Source organism: Formosa haliotis (assembly GCF_001685485.1).
In the GTDB taxonomy this organism is placed as follows: Bacteria; Bacteroidota; Bacteroidia; order Flavobacteriales; family Flavobacteriaceae; genus Formosa; species Formosa haliotis.
Map to the genome: position 1 here is coordinate 1,668,333 of NZ_BDEL01000001.1, position 20,161 is coordinate 1,688,493.

The window sequence follows — 20,161 nt, forward strand, 5'->3', positions numbered from 1 at the left end:
CTCAAATTTCAAGCACTAAATTCCAAACTACATTTACAGGGATTTGGAATTTGAAAATTGGAACTTGATAAATGAATTACAAAGAAGCATTACAGAACCCTATTTTTAAAATCATTTCGCAATCGGCAAAAGAACTTCAATTAGATAGTTATGTTATTGGTGGTTTTGTTAGAGATTTTATCCTGAAACGTGGTTCTGCCAAAGATATCGATATTGTTGCTATTGGTAGTGGTATTGCACTAGCCAAACAAGTTGCTAAAAACCTACCTAACAAACCTAAAGTTCAAGTTTTTAAAACCTATGGCACGGCCATGTTGCGTTATAAAGACATTGAAATTGAATTTGTTGGCGCAAGAAAAGAATCTTATAATGAAGATAGTAGAAATCCTGTAGTTGAAGATGGTACGCTTGAAGACGACCAAAACCGACGAGATTTTACTATAAATGCTTTGGCTCTCGATTTAAACGCAAATCGTTTTGGCGATTTATTAGATCCCTTTGGTGGCATTCAAGATTTAGTGCACAAAATAATTCGTACGCCATTAAATCCTGATATTACCTATAGCGATGACCCCTTACGTATGATGCGTGCTATACGTTTTGCGACGCAACTCAATTTTAAAATTGAAGACGAGTCTTTACAAGCTATTACAAGAAATAATACACGTTTAAAAATTATTACCAAAGAGCGTATTATTGTTGAACTCAATAAAATTCTTGAAAGTAAAGTGCCATCTATCGGATTTCTATTACTTGAAAAAACAGGGCTTTTAGAATTTATTTTACCAGAATTAACCGCCTTAAAGGGTATAGACGAAGTTGAAGGACAACGCCATAAAGACAATTTTTACCACACCTTAGAAGTGGTAGATAATATTGCCGAAAACACCGATAATCTATGGTTACGTTGGGCCGCGCTGCTACATGATATAGGAAAAGCTCCAACTAAAAGATTTAGTAAAAAAGTGGGTTGGACATTTCACGGGCATGAATTTGAAGGTTCTAAAATGGCCTATCATTTGTTTAAACGACTAAAATTACCACTGAATGATAAAATGAAATTTGTTCAGAAAATGATATTTATGAGCTCTCGCCCAATCGTCTTAGCTCAGGATATTGTTACCGATTCTGCCGTACGCCGTCTCGTTTTCGATGCTGGTGATGCTGTAGAAGATTTAATGACCTTATGTGAAGCTGATATTACAACCAAGAATCCGAAAAAATTCAAAAAATATCATAACAATTTTAAAATTGTTAGAGATAAAATTGTTGAAGTAGAAGCTCGCGATCATGTTAGAAATTTCCAACCTCCAATTTCGGGAGAAGAAATCATGGCGGCATTCAATTTAAAACCTTCAAAAGAAATAGGACTTATTAAAGACGCTATAAAAGAAGCCATTTTAGAAGGCGATATCCCTAACGAACACGAGGCAGCATTCAACTTAATGCTTAAAGAAGGCGAGCGTTTAGGGTTGAAAGCAGCAAAGTAGTATAGCTAGAAAGTTGACGCGTTGCAGCACAAATAAAACTTCAACATTTTGAAGACCTTTATGAAGACTCAAGGGAAATTGAACGTATGATATCAGGTTCGATTAATAAAATAAAAACATCACAATAAAAAGAAGCTTCTACCCTTTGAAAATCTGAAACTTAACAAAATAAAATAAATGAAAACTAAAGACAATAAAAATGTCATCTATTGGCTATTCACCGGATGTTTTTTAATTTTTGTAATGGTAATAATTGGTGGTATTACACGCCTTACCGATTCTGGCCTTTCAATTTCAAATTACAAACTTATTACCGGAACCATCCCCCCAATTGGAGATGCCGAATGGCAAAAAGCTTTTGAATTATACCAACAGCACCCAGAATTTAAACATTATAATTCGCATTTTAATATAGACGATTTTAAAAGTATTTACTTTTGGGAATGGTTGCACCGCCTTATAGGTCGCCTTATTGGTTTAGTCTTTTTAATTCCGTTTGCATATTTTTTAATTACAAAACAGCTTACTAAACCAACTATAAAAAAATGTATAGTGCTTTTAGGACTTGGTGCGTTTCAAGGATTTTTAGGTTGGTATATGGTGAAAAGTGGTTTGGTAGACATGCCAGATGTTAGCCATTTTAGATTAGCGGCTCATTTAACTGCTGCCTTTTTAACTTTTGCTGCCACGCTATGGGTGGCCTTAGATTTAATATACCCGTCTAAAAAACTCATAAATAAAAAATACAGAAACCTCATTATAGTGACTTATGTGGTGCTTTTAATTCAGATTATTTATGGGGCATTTATTGCTGGTTTAAAAGCTGGACTAATACATAACCACTGGCCTTTAATGAACGATGGCCAATTTATGCACGACACCGTTCTTGTTTTAAAACCACTTTACATTAACTTTTTAGAAAACCCGAGTGGGATTCAATTTGTACATCGTATACTAGCTTTTGTGGTTGCTACACTTATTGGTTTATTGTGGTTTAAATCTAAAAAAATAGACCTTACAAAACCTCAAAGCTATGCCATTCAATCGCTCGTAATATTAACTGTCGTTCAATTTGCATTAGGCGTTTTTACCTTAATTTTACACGTCCCTTTATGGTTAGGAGTTTTACATCAAGTAGGTGCATTTTTCTTATTAACAGCTATGACATTTATGTTGCATCGCTTTAGCAAATAACCATTAAAATAGTATATTTACCCTTAAATTTTCAGCATGATTTTTAGATTTAGAGTTATCTTAGACAACGACACAGAAGAGGATGTTTTTCGCGATTTAGAAATTCGACGAACAGATACCTTAGAAGATTTACACAATTCCATTACTCAAGCTTTTGGTTTTGATGGTGCTGAAATGGCATCGTTTTATTTGAGTGATGACCAATGGAATCAAGGTGAAGAGTTTTCTTTATTCGACTTAAGCGACGGACTTGACGCTGTAAGTTTAATGAACGAAACGGCTCTTGATGGTATTTTAAGCGAACAGCAAACAAAACTAATCTATGTATACGACTTCTTTAATATGTGGACGTTCTTCGTGGAGCTTGCCGAAATTGTTGACGAAGTTGAAGGCGTAGATTACCCAAACCTCATGTTTGTTCATGGCCAAATCCCAGATGATGCTCCAGAAAAAACATTTGAAGCCGACGATGATGACTTCGACGACTTCGATGAATTTGATGACGATTTAGATTTGGAAGACTATGATGGTTTAGATTTTGACGAAAACTGGAACTAGTTATAACAGTTTTTTCAAATTAACATCTTCGTAGTTTCGTTTTACAAAATCTAAGGCAAACTTTAAGATTTCTCCCATACCCTTGCTATGTTTAATATGCATATCGAGCGTATAGTCGTATATACTATTAGATAGTTGTTCTACATTTTCGGGAGTAGATAAGTTATCTTTTATCATACAATTAATTAATTTACCTATGCGTTTTTGGTAACTAATTAAACGTTTTGCAATAATAGAACGCTCTTCGATTTTATACTGATCTATAGAGTCTTTAGATATTTTTTCCTTTACCAATTGTACCATGGTATAGTTTTCTTTAAAAAACTGCGGACGATAAATATTTAATTTCCCTTCATAACTTTGCTGGTCGAAATCTATGGCACGAACACGATATACCACATGATCGAAATCATGCGTGGGAATAACCACATAGTTATAAGAACGCATATCGCCTAATAACCTAATCATACATCGTTCGTTAAACTTTACAAACTCTTTCGCTATTTGTGCTTTTTCTGCCGATGTACATTCAGGCAACATATCTTTAATAAAAACATCGCCAGGAATACCAGCAATATGTTCTTCTATCAGCGTATCCTTATAGACCAAGAAATTCAGGTTATAAGGAGATAACATATGCTCCAATTCTAAGCCGTAAATACGAGAAGCATCGGCTTTCTTTACATAAAAATAAGTATAATTATCGTTTAAAACATTACGTACTTTAATACGAAAGGGTTGCGAATTACCAAACGTACAGAAGTCTATACAGTCTACATTTAAATACTGGAAAATCTTTTCATTACCATCAGACACCAAATTAGAATAAACCCGTTTTAAACTTAAATCTATTTCATCGCGTTCATAATCGTTATAATATACCCTTAACCACAACGTATCTTCGTCATCCTTATCGAAAACTGTAATAGCCCCCTGAAACCGCAGCAAATCGTCATAGAAAATTGGCAATTCAAAATTTCTATTATACTCGCTTAAGTAGCCGTGTAATTTCTCGCTAATTGGGTAAGACGGCTTTTTCTTTGATATCTTTAAATCATCCATAGTTACAAAATTACTCAATTTAAAGGTTTAATTTAGTAGCTTGTAACAAATTTAATCGATTTTCGTCTTACTTACATAACCACAAAACCATCCATTTTGGCAGACATACTTACAATTAATAATCTCACAAAAAAATTCGGATCCCTTACTGCAGTAAACAATTTGTCCTTCACCATTAAAAAAGGGAATGTGTACGGCATTTTAGGACCTAACGGAAGTGGAAAATCTACAACTTTAGGTATTGTTTTAAATGTAGTTAACAAAACATCTGGCGATTTTAGTTGGTTTAACGGCAGCTTATCTACCCACAATGCTTTAAAAAAAGTTGGTGCAATTATAGAACGCCCAAACTTTTATCCGTACATGACGGCTTATCAGAATTTAAAACTAGTTTGTAAAATTAAAGAAATTGATTACAGCAAAATTGATGAAAAATTAAATATTGTTGGCCTTTTAGACAGAAAACACGGCAAGTTTCAGACCTATTCTTTAGGTATGAAACAGCGCTTAGCCATTGCATCTGCCCTATTAAACGATCCTGAAATTTTAATTTTAGACGAACCTACAAACGGGTTAGATCCGCAAGGAATTCATCAAATTAGAGAAATAATTAAACAAATTGCACAAAACGGAACTACCATTTTACTGGCTTCGCATTTATTAGATGAAGTTGAAAAAGTATGCTCGCATGTGGTCGTTTTAAGAAAGGGTGTAAAATTATATTCTGGTCGTGTAGACGAAATGATTTCGAGTCACGGTTATTTTGAATTGAAAGCTGATGATAATACAGCCTTACGTAACTTCTTAGAAACCCATGATGCTTTTGGTAAAATAACTGAAGACCATTCTATTTTAAAAGTTTTTTTAAACGAACCTTTAGAAGCTCTAGAATTTAACAAACTTATGTTCGAGAAAGGCATCGTATTATCGCATTTGGTAAAACGGAAACAAAGTTTAGAAGAGCAATTTTTACAATTAACCGACAAGCAATAAGCCCATAAAAATCACACCTATGTTTCGACTATTAAATTTAGAATTACAAAAACTTCTTTTAAATCGTGCTAGTAAAGTACTGATTTTTATCTCTTTCATTTTACCTTTTACGGTTTTAATATTATCATCTATAAAATTAAATTTCTTTGGCTTGTTTACTTTAGAATTAGGCGAATTGGGCATATTTAATTTTCCAATAATATGGCATATCACCACATTTTTTGCATCGCAATTTAAATTCTTCTTTGCCATTGTTGTAGTAAGTATGATTGGTAACGAATACAGCAATAAAACTATAAAACAGAATTTAATAGATGGGTTAAGCAAAAAAGAATTCATCTTATCTAAATTTTACACCATAGTTTTCTTCTCTTTAATAGCAACAATCCTTATTGGGTTAGCAACATTTGGTATAGGAATGTATTATTCGAGCTACACCGAAACCAGTATCATTTTTAGAGAAACTAGCTTTTTACTTGCCTACTTTGTAAAACTGGTCGGTTTTTTTAGTCTGTGTTTATGCTTGGCGATGTTGGTTAAACGCTCTGCATTTGCCCTAGGAGCACTTTTTGTTTTGTATATCGTAGAATGGATTGCTTTCGGGGTAATGGCTTGGCAAATAAATCCCGATATCGCTGAAAAGATTCAAGGTTTCTTTCCTCTTAAATCTATGTATAACCTAATAAAACAGCCATTTCAAAGAGTAATGATAACCAAATTTCCGGATAAAACCGAAATGATGTACGATTATGCAGTGCATAGTTCCGATGTACTAATCGTTTTAGTTTGGACCGGGATTTTTATATTTTTATCGTACCGATTATTAGAAAACAGAGATTTGTAATATATTTAAAACATAATAGTAAACTGCGTTCTAATTGATGAAACAATGGCTAACCGCCATGGTCTTTTTAGTCTATGGTTATATTTTTGCTCAATACGAAGCCGCTAATTGGTATTTCGGTGAAAACGTAGGAATCAATTTTAACTTTAATACAGGCCAGGTTTCTACCTTATCAGACGGTCGTTTAAACACCATTGAAGGCTCGTCATCTATCTCCGACAGTCAAGGAAATCTTTTGTTTTACACAGATGGCACTACCGTTTACAATAGAAACCATCAGGTTATGACAAATGGTAATGGACTGTATGGAAATTCCTCTAGCACACAATCTGCCGTTGTAATTCCAAAACCAAATAACGATGATATCTTCTACGTTTTCACGGTAGGCTCAAGTGCACTACAAGCTACAAATCACGGATTTAATTATTCGGTTGTAGATATCACTGGAGACAATGGTTTGGGCGAAGTAACTTCAGAAAAAAACAAAAATTTACTGGCTTTTAGTTCAGAAAAAATAAGTGCTGTAGTAAAAGATTGTAACACCCAAGCTATTTGGGTAATCACCTTATCAACAGCTTCAGGAGAAAGCGATGAGCGGTATATTTTTAATACATATTACGCGTACGAAATTACAAGTTCAGGCATTAATACAACACCCGTTAAATCAACTTTTATTTCCAATATTCAAGATGCTAGAGGGGCTTTAAAATTCTCTCCAGATGGCACAAAAATGGCTGCAGCAAACATGATTGATGGACTCTATTTATATGATTTTGATGCGGATACCGGTATCGTAACCAATCAGCAAGCTTTACGAATAAATTCTATTGATAGTAATAAGCCATATGGCGTAGAATTTTCTTCGAACAATCAATTTTTATACATTCATGCCTCTAACGATCTTAATGGTCGCGAAGGTAATATTGTATCTGATCATCGTTCTTCGCTTATTCAGTATGAATTGGATGCTCCTAATATTTCAGATTCCCAGGTTATTTTAGACCAAAGAACTTTATTTCGTGGAGCCTTACAACTCGGACCCGATGGAAAAATTTACAGAGCACTAGCAGCAACTTACGATTTAGGAACGCCTTATTTAGGTGTCATAGAAAATCCAAATGCCAAAGGATCTGCTGCAAATTACCAACATAACGCAATTCGTTTAACGAGTAATTCCACACAAGGCTTACCTCCATTTATACAGTCTTTTTTCAATCAGAAAATTGATATCATTAACAACGCAAGCGGAATAAAAACAAACATACTTCCATTATGCGATAACGAAACCTATACCCTACAAGCCACCGATATTCCCAACGCCACTTACCTTTGGACGCTCGATGGTGTAGATTTAAACAACAATTCGAGTCAGCAAACCGTTACCAAGCCAGGAGGATACTATAAAGTAATTATTACACCTCCAAATTCTACCGTTTGCGACATTTCTGAAGGTGAAGCGTATGTTAGCTATTACGATTTACCTATTGCATATCCTCCAAACCCTGATCTAAATTTTGTTTGCGATGTTAATAACGATAATGTTGAGCGTTTCGACTTAACACAACAAAACAATACTATTTTAGGATCTCAAACCCCTTCCGATTATAACATTCAATATTTTAAAAATCAGAGGGATGCCGACTCCAATAACAATGCTATTTTAAACCCAAACAGTTATGAGGTAGACAGCCAAAACCAAACCATATACGCGAGAATTCAACATATAAGTAACCCGAATTGTTATAGTCTTACCAATTTCGAAATTGATTTAATTCCTACGCCTACATTAGTAGTGCAGGATTTAAGCTCCTGTGATAAACTCACACCCTATTCCGACGGTAAAACGGCATTCAATTTAAACAATGCTATTTTAAACACAAATACAGATGTTACGTTTTATACTTCAGACCCTGCAATTGTATCTACTGCTACCCCAATTTTAAATCCTTCATCTTACCAAAGCACACAAAACAATCAAACACTTTACGCCAAAGCCACGAATGGCACGACAGGATGTTATACGGTTGCATCCTTTAAACTCGTTACTATTGATGCTCCTGTAACCACCCAGACAAGCTATTTCTGCTCCGGATTTGACACCATTTTAGAGGCCAACATTCCGATATCGAGTCCTGCAAATTACAACTTTGCTTGGCTTGACAGTTCTAATACCGTTCTTGGAACATCTCCTACGCTTACCGTCGGTTCGGAAGGCCTTTTTAGAGTTATAATTACCGACAATACCAGTGATTGTATAGAAGTAAATGAGTTTAATGTTATCGAGAGCACAATGGCCACACTAGCAGAACCGATAACGACACATGCTTCTGAAGACAATACAATAACCGTTAACGCTACTGGAAATGGCAACTATGAATATGCTCTATTTAATAACCATGGCGAGTATATAAATTATCAAACATCTCATATTTTTACCCATGTTTCTCCCGGGATTTATACCATTAAAGTAAGAGAGGTGCTTAATAATTGTGGCACTGCAGAACAAACTGTTCATATTATTGGTTTCCCTGCGTTTTTTACACCTAATGGAGATGGGTATAACGACACTTGGCAAATTCAGGGGACATCGGAAACGTTTCAGCCTAATAGCAAAGTTTTAATTTTTAATAGGTTTGGAACATTGATAAAAGAAATAACACCTCTTGGCTCCCCTTGGGACGGCACAATAAATGGCGAGCGACTACCGGTCGATGATTATTGGTTTAGAGTCACCCTTGAAAACGGAAAAGTTTTTAATTCTCATTTTACATTAAAATATTAATTAAAAAAGTATATGCCTTAATCCCCACTCCGAATAAACCCCTAACTATATTCAATTAAAACAATGATATCTGTTCCAAACTTTATTTCGTATCAATTGGACTAATTCTCCCAACCTAAGCTTATTTTTGTCAAACAAAAAAACTAAGTAGCCTAATACCAATATCTTCACAGCCAAATGTTAATATTCTTATTTTCCTACAATTAAAGATGTATTTTACCGTTTAAGTCCTTGATTTTAACTAAAAACAATATATTTGTGCCTCTCTATTTTAGGTAACTTTTTCTTCTAGTATATTAACATAACTAATTTGATTTTTAAGGACTTTATGAGACCATTATTTTTTGCATTATGTATTTTTTTATTGCTTAGTAATACATTGGTTGCGCAACAGATAACTGTCTCTGGAGGACATACACCAGAAAATTTAATTACTGATTTAATAGATGGCTGTGTCTCTATTTCAAATGTTAACTCTCCTATAAATGGCTCTGCCGACGATCCTGCCATAACGAGTTATGGTTATTTTGAAAAAGGAACCTCAAACTTCCCGTTCGAAAATGGTATTGTTTTATCTACTGGTAGTGTTACTTCTATTGGGAATACTACCATTGCATCAGATTTAAATGAAGGGACTTCCCGCTGGGGAACAGATCCAGATCTAGAAACCTATACTACAGCCACGAACACACTTAATGCTACAACCATAGAATTTGAATTTGAATCGGTTTCCGATCATATTTCATTCAATTATATTTTAGCCTCAGAAGAGTATGGTACCCCATTTATTTGCGAATATGCAGATGGCTTTGCCTTTTTAATTAAAGAAGTAGGTAGCAGTTCTTATAGAAACATTGCTCTTTTACCAGACGAATCTACTCCAGTAAACACTTTTAATGTTCATGGTGGTTATCCTGGAAAATGTACTCCTAAAAATCCTGATTATTTTGATGGTATCAATCTTGGAGACACAAACTTTAACGGGCGTACAAAAGTATTAACAGCATCTGCAGCTATTAGGCCAAATACAACATACCAAATCAAATTAATTATAGCCGATCAAGGTGATCATAATTACGACTCTGCTGTTTTTATACAAGGTAATAGTTTTAATACCTCGGTAGACTTGGGGCCTGATGAAGTTACTACCTGCGAATCAAGCTACAGCCTAGATGCCGATTTAGGAAATCCAACCGCAAGTTATTCCTGGTTTAAAGATGGTGTACAACTTCCTGATACGAGTACCACTTTAGAGGTTACTGAAAGCGGAATTTATAAAGTAGAAGTCAATCTTTCTGTTAGCAGCGGTGGTTGTGAAGCAATTAATGATGAAATCAAAATTAATTTCAATCCTGAAATCGATATTACAGACACCTGGGAAACACTACTGTGCGATGAAAACAATGATGGCAAAGAAACCTTCAATTTAACCGATTACAATGGTCAAATAGAAACTATTGCTAAAAATTTAATATCTGACACCGCCTTTAATATTACATACCACGAAACAAAAGATGGAGATTTAATTCCCTCCCCGACAGATGTACAATTAAACTCAGGCGATTCAAAAACTATTTACGCTAGGATTGAAGGCCAAACCTATGGCTGCTTAGGCTTTCTTCAATTTAATTTAAAAGTCAATAAAAAACCAGATATAAACACGAATCAAACAGCTACGCGTTGCGACAACGACATTACCTTTAGTTTAAATAGTTTAGACCATCTATTTACGAGTAATCCAGATTTCACTGTAAGTTATCATTACACAGAAGAACAGGCAAGATTAAATAAAAGACCAATTACAACCTCCTATAGAAATATTAATGCTACAGATACTTTGTATGTGAGAGTTGTAGACAATACCACAGGATGTTTTAGCACAACTACACTTAAAATTTCTGAAACAGAAAGTCCCCAAATTAATAATTCGAATAGCTCGGTAATTGGAGGGTGTGAAACAACGACAGGTGATCACACTTTTGATTTAACAGAAAGCCTCGACAACATATTAGGTGACTTAAATGAAAATAATTTTAATTTTTCATATCACCACACTTATGCAGATGCAGAAACTATTACAAACCCCATTGCAGACCCTACTGATTACACGACAAACCTCTTATCCGTTATCTTTTTGCGCGTAGAACCCAAAACTGGAGGTTGTCCATCCATCGCTCAAATAGATATCTATCCTAATATTATTTTAGATTTTCAAAATGAAATTATAGATTACGGAAACTGTGGAGGAAGTACATTCGATTTATTTATAATCGCTAACGACATTTCAAAAGGAACCGATGGTTTTAATGTTTCCTTTTATTCCGACCCTTCTCATCTAAATGAAATTACTAAAGTTGATAATTATGAAATACCTGATGGTGCAGATAGACAAACATTTTATGTAGAGTTAAGTTTTGATGACTGTCCAACTCAAGTCTTAAAAACTAATTTTGATATTTATGAGGCCGACCCATTAGTTTTTAGTGTGCCTACCAACCTGAAACATTGTAGCGACTTGCCCACTATCGATTTAAAAGGGGATATCGATCCTAAGATTGACTACAATAGTAATGGTTATACCATAAAGTATTATTTATCTGAAGAAGATCGGGATAACGACAAAAATCTATTACCTCCATTTTTCGATTACGATAAAACCCAAACTACCATTCAACTTTGGGCACGCGTGATACAGCATATACCTAGTGGCGTTCTAAGTGCCGGGAGTTGCTATGTTCCTATAAATTTTGAAATAGAAATTACAGAACTACCTGTAGTAGATATTACTCAAGAAAATTTTAGTTATTGTGTAACTAATCCAGAACTTCAAATATCTATTCAAGATATTATCGACGAAATTGATTCGCATACGTCTCCAGATGATGCAGATATTAAAATTTATGCAAACCTAAGTGATGCAGAATTAGACACTAATTCCTTAAACGCCACAGATCTAACAACCACAGCTACGCTTTATAGCCGTGTAACAAATGCCAGAAATTCGTCATGTGCGATTTTAGATGCTATAGATGTTAGAGTATTTTTACAACCTGTTTTTACTGAAAAAGATGATTTCTTTGCCTGTGGTGATTCCGAATTTAATTTAAATACTATTGACAGAAGCAAGCTCTTAGTACAGGATTCACCAAACATACTATTGACATTTTTTGATTTAAATGGAAATGAACTATCAGGGATTATTAATGTACCAGAAGGTTCTCCCGTTTCAATTACTGTAAAAGCGAATAATATAAACAGTACCTCATGTGTTGAACAAAAGAATATTATTTTGGCAACAGCAAACTATCCTACTTACGAGCAACCAACAGATTATTATATTTGTTTAGCAAATGCTAGCAAAGTTAGCCTAGACTTAAACACTAAAATCACAGAAATTAGTCAAGGCCATCCTAACTTAAACATTACCTTTTACGAGACACAACGGGATGCAGAAAACAGAGAAAACATACTGCCTTTACTTTATGAAAATTCGCTGAATCTTTTCGAGTTACACGCACGTATAGAAAATGAAGGTAATACAGATTGTTATGACATTGAAACTTTTGGTGTTTATGCTGCACAAGTACCAAGTGTTACAGATGCCACACCCTTACAAGCCTGTGCCACAAATTATACAGGAGAAAATTTAAATTTTAATTTAAGGGAGAGTACGTACACCATTAACGATGTAAGACAACAAGATTTAATCGTGCATTACTTTAAATCCTTAACCGACATCCCTGAATCTAAAATTTTAAGAGAACCTACAAGTATTAACACACACATTCCTAACCCTGAAACTTATATTAAAGCTTCCGGGGAAGACGAAACCGTATATCTTACTGTTATAAATACAACCACTGGGTGTTATGATGCGAAACCGATTGTGTTATCATCCATACTCCCACCTCCAACAAAAGACCTAGCCGAATACTTATTTTGTGAGTCACCAGATAAAACACTTAACGTACTAGAAATTAACAATCGTTTGGTTACAGATTTAAATGCTGTTACAATTACCTATCATAATTCACAAGGCGACGCTGATTCTAATAGCAATCAACTAGACAATAATTATGATTATGTAGCTAATGGTTTAATCATTTATGCCCGAGTGGAAAGCAACGGCACAGGCTGTTATATTGTTAAGCCCATAACTTTAAATCCGCAATCAAATTCGTTTTCAAGTACCTTAAATTTCACTACAGACAACCCGGCTTTTAATTCACCTAATTCGGTTACCGTTAATGCTACTGGCGGAAGCGGAAGTTATATGTACAGCATAGATCAAGGGGCGTTTCAAACCTCTCATATTTTTAATGATGTGACTATAGGAATTCACACCATTACAGTTAAGGATAATGGCGGTTGTGCCGAAATCACTAAATCTATTGTAAACATTGATATCCCTAAGTTCTTTACTCCAAATGCAGATGGCTTTAACGATACCTGGCACATTACCGGTGTTGAAAACCTAGATAAAGCTGACATCTATATATACGATCGCTTCGGAAAACTTTTAAAAATGTTAACTCAAAGTTCTCCGGGATGGGATGGTACCTACCGTGGCGAACCTATGCCTACAGACGATTATTGGTATGTAGCCAATGTGACTATAAATAGTGAGGCTATAGAACGTAAAGGTCATTTCACTTTAAAACGCTAATAAATACGAGTTCATCTTTTATTTTTCATACGCGCAAAATAGTTTAAATTTACAGTATGAAATTTAAAATAAAATCAGATTTCGAACCTACTGGCGATCAACCTTCAGCTATAAAACAACTGACTGAAGGGATTAATTCTAACGAAAAATATCAAACTCTTTTAGGTGTTACGGGTTCAGGAAAAACCTTTACTGTAGCCAACGTTATAGAAGAAGTGCAGCGCCCTACTTTGGTTTTAGCTCATAATAAAACCTTGGCAGCTCAGTTATATTCTGAATTCAAACAATTTTTCCCAGATAATGCTGTCGAATATTTTGTGTCGTATTACGACTATTATCAACCAGAGGCCTATATTCCCGTTTCCGGAACTTATATAGAAAAAGATTTATCTATAAACGAAGAAATTGAAAAGTTACGTCTAAGTACAACCTCTTCTCTGCTTTCAGGACGTCGAGATGTCTTGGTTGTGGCTTCGGTATCTTGTTTATATGGTATTGGAAATCCCGTAGAATTTCAGAAAAATGTGATTACTTTAGAACGCGATCAGGTCATTTCTCGAACCAAATTATTGCATCGTCTTGTACAAAGTTTATACGCCCGAACAGAAGCCGATTTTAATCACGGAAGTTTCAGAATTAAAGGAGACACGGTGGATGTGTTCCCTAGTTATGCCGATGATGCTTTCAGAATCCATTTTTTTGGTGATGAAATCGAAGATATCGAAGCTTTTAATGTACAAACCAACGAAGTGATAGAGAAATACGAACGTCTTACCATCTATCCGGCGAATATGTTTGTAACCTCTCCAGACGTGTTGCAAAATGCCATAAAAGATATTCAAGACGATTTGGTTAAACAACACGATTATTTCAGGAAATTGGTAAACACCTAGAGGCAAAACGCCTAAAAGAACGTACAGAATTCGATTTAGAAATGATTCGCGAATTAGGCTATTGCTCCGGTATAGAAAACTATTCGAGATATTTAGATGGCAGACAACCTGGCACCAGACCGTTCTGTTTATTGGACTATTTTCCAGATGATTTTTTAATGGTAGTAGATGAGAGTCATGTTACCATTTCGCAAGTTCATGCCATGTATGGAGGAGATAGAAGTAGAAAGGAAAACTTGGTAGAATATGGCTTTAGATTACCTGCTGCTATGGACAACAGACCACTAAAATTTGAAGAATTTGAATCGCTTCAAAATCAAGTCATTTACGTTAGTGCAACCCCTGCAGATTACGAATTAGAAAAATCTGATGGTATTTATGTTGAACAAGTTATTCGTCCGACAGGACTTTTAGATCCGGTAATTGAAGTAAGACCGAGTTTAAACCAAATAGATGATTTAATAGAAGAAATTCAGCAAAGAATAGAAAAAGACGAGCGTATACTGGTAACCACACTAACCAAACGTATGGCAGAAGAGCTTACCAAATACCTCGATCGTATTCAGATTCGTTGTCGTTATATTCACAGTGATGTAGATACTCTAGAGCGTGTAGAAATCATGCAAGATTTAAGAAAAGGTCTTTTTGATGTGTTGGTTGGTGTAAACTTATTACGTGAAGGTCTAGATTTACCAGAAGTATCTTTAGTTGCTATTTTAGATGCCGATAAAGAAGGTTTTTTACGTTCGGCAAGATCATTAACCCAAACGGTGGGTAGAGCGGCTAGAAATTTAAATGGGAAAGCTATTATGTATGCCGATAAGATTACTAAAAGCATGCAAAAAACGATAGACGAAACCAATTACAGACGCGAAAAGCAAATTAATTATAACACGAAGCATAATTTAGTTCCTAAGGCGCTAAATAAAAGTTTAGATAGTGCATTGGCTAAAAACTCTGTAAGCACCTACAGCTATGAGCTAGAAGCCATGAAGGCTGCCGAACCTGAAAGCGAGTATTTAACAAAACCACAATTAGAACAAAACATACGCGATAAACGTAAGTTAATGGAAGCAGCCGCAAAAGAATTAGACTTTATGCAAGCTGCCAAATATCGAGACGAGATAAAACATTATCAAGATAAACTAGAGCAATTAAAGCAATAATTTAATTATATTGAACCTTAAAAATATCGATAAGAACATCTGGAGGAACAATTTTATTTGGAAAACCGTCCATTAAATAAAGTACTTTATTGATAGACTCATGACTTAAGCCCATGCGCAGTCCAAAATCAAAAAGCTTTATTATATCTTTTTCTTTAGGTTCGTTATCCAAGTTCATTAACAACACTAAACGGTGAAACTGTACAATACGCTCACTATACGATTCAATATGTCTATATGCAATAGGATGTTGCATTAAATAATCAAAATCTTCTCTAGAAATATCTAATTGCTGAGATACGCCTAAAAGAAAATTATATTCTATGGATCTTATTGTTGCGTCTGTTTTAGCAAATGCTATCATTTCAGACAACAAACTCAATTTTTCTACACGATTTATCATAAGAGAGGGAGTACTAATTATTAATATTATAAAGTTAGTTATATTAGATATTTTATAATCGTGGATATAATGTAACTTGTCGAAAAGTCACTTGTATTTAGTCGGTTTTTCCGAACTTTTATCTATTGCAAACAGTTAAAAATGTGCTAGTTACACCGACATTTGTAAGATTAGAATGTAATTTAACCTTAAATTCATTTGACATAAATAATTGACAATCAATAAATTAAACAATCTTTAAAATTTCAAAAAAGAGGTATAAAATTGTAAGAAAATACAACACAAAATAATAAGACGATAAAAATCTATAAAACGCAATTTTTAAAAATTTTTAAAGTCATTTTATAACAATTTATAAATTAAAATTTAAAAAAATATTAATATGACAAACAATGACATTCTTAAAAAATTACGTGTCGCTCTAAAGCTAAGAGATGAAGATATTGTAAAGATTTTAGAATTAGTAGATTTTAGAATAAGCAAAAGTGAATTAGGTGCTTTTTTTAGAAAGGAAGATCACCCTAAGTATATGGAATGTGGCGATCAAATTCTACGAAATTTCTTAAACGGATTAGTGATTCATTTACGAGGCCCAATGCCTAAAAAAGAAGACAAAAAACCACCTATTTCTGAAAACCCGAAATCTAAAAAAACAGATGTAAAGAAATCTGCTGCTAAAAAGTCTGGAGCTAAAAAGAATTCCAATAAAAAAGCGTCTAACAATTAAGTTAGACGCTTCAGTTTTTTATTTTAAATACAGGGTTATTAGCTTATGCTAAAACTTGTTGTACTTTATCTGCAGCTTCTTGGAATTCTGTAGCACTCATAACGTCTAATCCAGAATTGTCAATTAATTCTTTAGCGATATCGGCATTTGTTCCTTGTAAACGTACAATAATTGGCACATTAATAGTTCCCATGTTTTTGTAAGCATCAATAACGCCTTGCGCTACTCTGTCGCAACGTACAATACCTCCAAAAATATTAATAAGAATAGCTTTTACATTAGGATCTTTTAAGATAATTTGGAAAGCTGCCTCTACACGTGCTGCATCTGCAGTACCTCCAACATCTAAAAAGTTAGCTGGCTCACCACCTGCTTGCTTAATTAAATCCATTGTTGCCATTGCTAAACCAGCACCATTAACCATACAACCAACGTTTCCGTCTAAGTCAACATAGTTTAAACCTAAAGCACCTGCTTCAACTTCAATAGGATTTTCTTCACGTAAGTCACGTAAATCTTTATAATCTTTATGTCTGTATAATGCATTATCGTCTATAGTTACTTTCGCATCTACAGCCATAATTAAGTCATCACTTGTTTTAAGTACAGGATTAATTTCGAATAAAGAAGCATCAGACTTTACATACGCTGTATATAGGTTAGTAACAAACTTCGTCATTTCTTTAAAAGCAGTACCCGATAAACCTAAGTTAAAAGCAATACGTCTTGCTTGAAAAGCTAACAATCCGTCTGCTGGATCAACTTCTTCAGTAAAAATTAAATGAGGTGTTTCTTCTGCAACAGTTTCAATATCCATTCCACCTTCTGTAGAATACATAATCATGTTACGTCCGGTTGCTCTATTTAGTAAAACAGAGATATAAAACTCATCTGGTTCATTAGCGCCTGGATAGTATACATCTTCAGCAATTAATACTTGGTGTACTTTTTTACCTTCTGCAGAAGTTTGCGGAGTAACCAATTGCATTCCTATAATTTGACCTGCAATGGTTTCTACTTCTTGTAAATTCTTAGCTAGTTTAACACCGCCACCTTTACCACGTCCACCAGCGTGAACTTGAGCCTTAATGACATGCCATCCAGTACCTGTCTCTGCTGTTAATTGTTTTGCAGCTGCTACAGCTTCATTAGCATTTTGTGCTACCAAGCCACGTTGAATACGTACGCCAAAGTTGCTTAATATTTCTTTTCCTTGATATTCGTGTAAGTTCATTAGAATTTTAATTTATTGCCTCACAAATGTAAACAACCCGATGCTTTTAACCAATATTTTTTATCATCTAAATCTAGATATTATTAATACTGTATTGTTTTCCTTGATTTTTTGATAAATAATAGGTCTTAAACTGATAAAAACTTTATAGATTTGCGGCGAATTTAATTTAACTAAAAATGAATAATAACACTTTATTAAAAATTGCAAGCGACTTTGGAAGTCCGGTGTATGTATACGACTCTGAAAAAATAGTGTCGCAGTATAAACGTTTAACATCTGCATTTAATAAGGTGAAACAGTTAAAGGTAAATTATGCTGTTAAAGCGTTATCTAATATTTCTGTATTAAAATTGATGAAATCACTTGGTGCGGGGCTAGATACGGTTTCTATTCAGGAAGTTCAATTAGGTTTAAAAGCTGGATTTTCTCCAGATCAAATTATCTTTACCCCTAACGGAGTTTCTCTTGAAGAAATTGAAGAAGCTACTAAATTAGGTGTTCAAATAAATATTGATAATCTTTCTATTTTAGAACAGTTCGGAACAAAACATCCAAAAGTTCCTGTTTGTATTCGTATAAACCCACACGTCATGGCCGGTGGTAATGCAAATATTTCTGTAGGACATATCGATTCTAAATTTGGTATTTCGGTACATCAAATTCCACATATCTTAAGAATCGTAGAAAACACAGGCATGCATATTAACGGTATACACATGCATACTGGTAGTGATATTCTAGACATTGATGTATTTTTATATGCAAGTGAAATATTATTTGATACGGCTAAACATTTTAAAGACTTAGAATTTTTAGATTTTGGATCTGGTTTTAAAGTGCCTTATGCTAAAGGTGATATTGAAACCAATATTGAAGAATTCGGAACAAAATTATCTAAGCGTTTTAACGAGTTTTGTAAAGAATACGGAAAAGAATTAACCCTAGGTTTCGAGCCTGGCAAGTTTTTGGTAAGCGAAGCAGGTGTGTTTTTAGCAAAAGTAAATGCCGTAAAACAAACTACTTCAACTGTTTTTGCTCAAATAGATACTGGTTTTAACCATTTAATTCGCCCAATGCTTTACGGGTCGCAACATGTTATTACAAATATTTCTAACCCTAAAGGCCGTGAGCGTTTTTACTCTGTAGTGGGTTACATTTGTGAAACCGATACGTTTGCAAACAATCGCAGAATTAATGAAATAACAGAAGGAGACATCTTAGGTTTCCAAAATGCAGGAGCTTACTGCTACTCTATGTCCTCTAACTATAACTCTCGCTACAGACCAGCAGAAGTACTTTGGCATAAAGGCAAAGCTTTACTAATTCGAGAACGAGAAACTTTCGATGACATTATACGAAATCAAATCGAAGTTACTATATAAAGTACAAAGCGTTAACCTCAACAGTTAACGCTTTTTTTTGGTTCTTATTTAACGAAGACCCCTCGTAGAAAAGTCTTAGATTTCAACGGTCCTACCTTGAAATAGACTTCAATCAAAACTAACCTTCTTTGTTTTAAGGATTGTAATACCACTACCCATATTCAGAATACTACAAGATTATGCTTATCTTTAAATTATTAGTTATGCATCTCATAAAAGGTATATTTTTAAAAATTTAAAATTCGAAATTATGGACACAATAAATTGGACTTCATTCACAAAACGGATTTTTATAAAAGCGTCTATAGAACAATTATTTTGGTGCTGGACCACCGAAGATGGCATAACGTCTTGGTTTTTAAAATCTGCCGAATTTTTAAGAGAGGACTTAAAACTACCTCCTGCAACTACTATTGTTAAAGGTGATCGGTATATCTGGAAATGGTTTAACTGGGATGGTAAAGAAACCGGAAACATATTAGCTATAGAAAACAACAAAACCATTCATTTTTCGTTTGCTGGAAAAACTGAAGTTAAAGTAACTCTCGAGCAACATGACCTTGCTGTGTTAGTGACTCTTACCCAATTTAACATAGCAAAAGACGAAAAAAGCAAACACGATATTTATTATGGTTGTAGTAATGGTTGGACCTTTTGGTTAACCAACCTAAAAGCCTATCTAGAACATAATATCCTGCTAAATGAAACAGAAGTTGATGTAAGTCCGTTTCAATTAGCAGGATATGAATTTGTAAATATGTAAG

Annotated in this window: 13 protein-coding genes and 1 pseudogene; 11 read left to right on the plus strand and 3 right to left on the minus strand. The window is 34.3% G+C overall.

Annotation, left to right across the window (positions count from 1 at the left end):
- Positions 1 to 71: 71 nt before the first annotated feature.
- The 3 genes from A9D35_RS06635 to A9D35_RS06645 all read left to right on the plus strand — a co-directional run bounded on the left by A9D35_RS06635 (position 72) and on the right by A9D35_RS06645 (position 3,242).
- Positions 72 to 1,490, plus strand: coding sequence for a CCA tRNA nucleotidyltransferase (locus A9D35_RS06635; protein WP_066220674.1), 1,419 nt, complete (start codon positions 72 to 74; stop codon positions 1,488 to 1,490).
- Between the two features lie 177 nt (positions 1,491 to 1,667).
- The gene (locus A9D35_RS06640) at positions 1,668 to 2,684 is read left to right on the plus strand and encodes a COX15/CtaA family protein (RefSeq protein WP_066220676.1); all 1,017 of its coding nucleotides are present in this window, start codon (positions 1,668 to 1,670) and stop codon (positions 2,682 to 2,684) included.
- A gap of 36 nt (positions 2,685 to 2,720) precedes the next feature.
- Positions 2,721 to 3,242, plus strand: coding sequence for an IS1096 element passenger TnpR family protein (locus A9D35_RS06645; protein WP_066220681.1), 522 nt, complete (start codon positions 2,721 to 2,723; stop codon positions 3,240 to 3,242).
- On the opposite strand, the gene A9D35_RS06650 is transcribed toward A9D35_RS06645, so the two are convergent.
- Positions 3,243 to 4,304 carry a hypothetical protein gene (locus tag A9D35_RS06650; RefSeq protein ID WP_066220684.1) on the minus strand — a complete coding sequence of 354 codons (1,062 nt, stop codon included), beginning with the start codon at positions 4,302 to 4,304 and terminating at the stop codon, positions 3,243 to 3,245. It lies immediately after the preceding gene.
- Positions 4,305 to 4,400: 96 nt separating this feature from the next.
- Between A9D35_RS06650 and A9D35_RS06655 the strand changes: the two genes are divergently transcribed.
- The 5 genes and pseudogenes from A9D35_RS06655 to uvrB all read left to right on the plus strand — a co-directional run bounded on the left by A9D35_RS06655 (position 4,401) and on the right by uvrB (position 15,648).
- Positions 4,401 to 5,297 carry an ABC transporter ATP-binding protein gene (locus A9D35_RS06655; protein ID WP_066220687.1) on the plus strand — a complete coding sequence of 299 codons (897 nt, stop codon included), beginning with the start codon at positions 4,401 to 4,403 and terminating at the stop codon, positions 5,295 to 5,297.
- Between the two features lie 19 nt (positions 5,298 to 5,316).
- Positions 5,317 to 6,141, plus strand: a complete 825-nt coding sequence (locus A9D35_RS06660) for an ABC transporter permease (protein WP_066220691.1) — start codon at positions 5,317 to 5,319, stop codon at positions 6,139 to 6,141.
- Between the two features lie 37 nt (positions 6,142 to 6,178).
- The gene (locus A9D35_RS06665; protein ID WP_066220694.1) at positions 6,179 to 8,923 is read left to right on the plus strand and encodes a T9SS type B sorting domain-containing protein; all 2,745 of its coding nucleotides are present in this window, start codon (positions 6,179 to 6,181) and stop codon (positions 8,921 to 8,923) included.
- A 328-nt stretch (positions 8,924 to 9,251) separates the two neighbouring features.
- Complete coding sequence (locus A9D35_RS06670; protein ID WP_066220697.1) at positions 9,252 to 13,589, plus strand: T9SS type B sorting domain-containing protein; 4,338 nt, start codon at positions 9,252 to 9,254, stop codon at positions 13,587 to 13,589.
- A gap of 56 nt (positions 13,590 to 13,645) precedes the next feature.
- Positions 13,646 to 15,648: pseudogene (uvrB, locus tag A9D35_RS06675) on the plus strand (excinuclease ABC subunit UvrB).
- A gap of 1 nt (position 15,649) precedes the next feature.
- On the opposite strand, the gene A9D35_RS06680 reads toward uvrB, so the two are convergent.
- The gene (locus A9D35_RS06680; RefSeq protein ID WP_066220702.1) at positions 15,650 to 16,051 is read right to left on the minus strand and encodes a hypothetical protein; all 402 of its coding nucleotides are present in this window, start codon (positions 16,049 to 16,051) and stop codon (positions 15,650 to 15,652) included.
- A gap of 382 nt (positions 16,052 to 16,433) precedes the next feature.
- Between A9D35_RS06680 and A9D35_RS06685 the strand changes: the two genes are divergently transcribed.
- Positions 16,434 to 16,778, plus strand: coding sequence for a DUF1456 family protein (locus A9D35_RS06685; protein WP_066220704.1), 345 nt, complete (start codon positions 16,434 to 16,436; stop codon positions 16,776 to 16,778).
- 43 nt (positions 16,779 to 16,821) lie between these two features.
- Here A9D35_RS06685 and sucC read toward each other — a convergent pair whose 3' ends face one another.
- Positions 16,822 to 18,012 carry an ADP-forming succinate--CoA ligase subunit beta gene (gene sucC / locus A9D35_RS06690; RefSeq protein ID WP_066220707.1) on the minus strand — a complete coding sequence of 397 codons (1,191 nt, stop codon included), beginning with the start codon at positions 18,010 to 18,012 and terminating at the stop codon, positions 16,822 to 16,824.
- Between the two features lie 179 nt (positions 18,013 to 18,191).
- Between sucC and lysA the strand changes: the two genes are divergently transcribed.
- Both lysA and A9D35_RS06700 read left to right on the plus strand, forming a co-directional pair.
- Positions 18,192 to 19,397 (plus strand): diaminopimelate decarboxylase, encoded by a 1,206-nt coding sequence (gene lysA / locus A9D35_RS06695; protein WP_066220710.1) that lies wholly within the window; start codon positions 18,192 to 18,194, stop codon positions 19,395 to 19,397.
- Between the two features lie 250 nt (positions 19,398 to 19,647).
- On the plus strand, positions 19,648 to 20,160 hold the full coding sequence (locus A9D35_RS06700; protein WP_066220712.1) for an SRPBCC family protein: 513 nt from the start codon (positions 19,648 to 19,650) through the stop codon (positions 20,158 to 20,160).
- Position 20,161 lies beyond the last annotated feature (1 nt).

Coding starts and splice junctions, on each gene's coding strand:
- A9D35_RS06680 (WP_066220702.1), bottom strand. CDS start 16,051: ATGATAAATCGTGTAGAAAAATTGAGTTTGTTGTCTGAAATGATAGCA.
- sucC (WP_066220707.1), bottom strand. CDS start 18,012: ATGAACTTACACGAATATCAAGGAAAAGAAATATTAAGCAACTTTGGC.
- A9D35_RS06650 (WP_066220684.1), bottom strand. CDS start 4,304: ATGGATGATTTAAAGATATCAAAGAAAAAGCCGTCTTACCCAATTAGC.
- A9D35_RS06670 (WP_066220697.1), top strand. CDS start 9,252: ATGAGACCATTATTTTTTGCATTATGTATTTTTTTATTGCTTAGTAAT.
- A9D35_RS06685 (WP_066220704.1), top strand. CDS start 16,434: ATGACAAACAATGACATTCTTAAAAAATTACGTGTCGCTCTAAAGCTA.
- A9D35_RS06665 (WP_066220694.1), top strand. CDS start 6,179: ATGAAACAATGGCTAACCGCCATGGTCTTTTTAGTCTATGGTTATATT.
- A9D35_RS06640 (WP_066220676.1), top strand. CDS start 1,668: ATGAAAACTAAAGACAATAAAAATGTCATCTATTGGCTATTCACCGGA.
- A9D35_RS06635 (WP_066220674.1), top strand. CDS start 72: ATGAATTACAAAGAAGCATTACAGAACCCTATTTTTAAAATCATTTCG.
- lysA (WP_066220710.1), top strand. CDS start 18,192: ATGAATAATAACACTTTATTAAAAATTGCAAGCGACTTTGGAAGTCCG.
- A9D35_RS06700 (WP_066220712.1), top strand. CDS start 19,648: ATGGACACAATAAATTGGACTTCATTCACAAAACGGATTTTTATAAAA.
- A9D35_RS06645 (WP_066220681.1), top strand. CDS start 2,721: ATGATTTTTAGATTTAGAGTTATCTTAGACAACGACACAGAAGAGGAT.
- A9D35_RS06660 (WP_066220691.1), top strand. CDS start 5,317: ATGTTTCGACTATTAAATTTAGAATTACAAAAACTTCTTTTAAATCGT.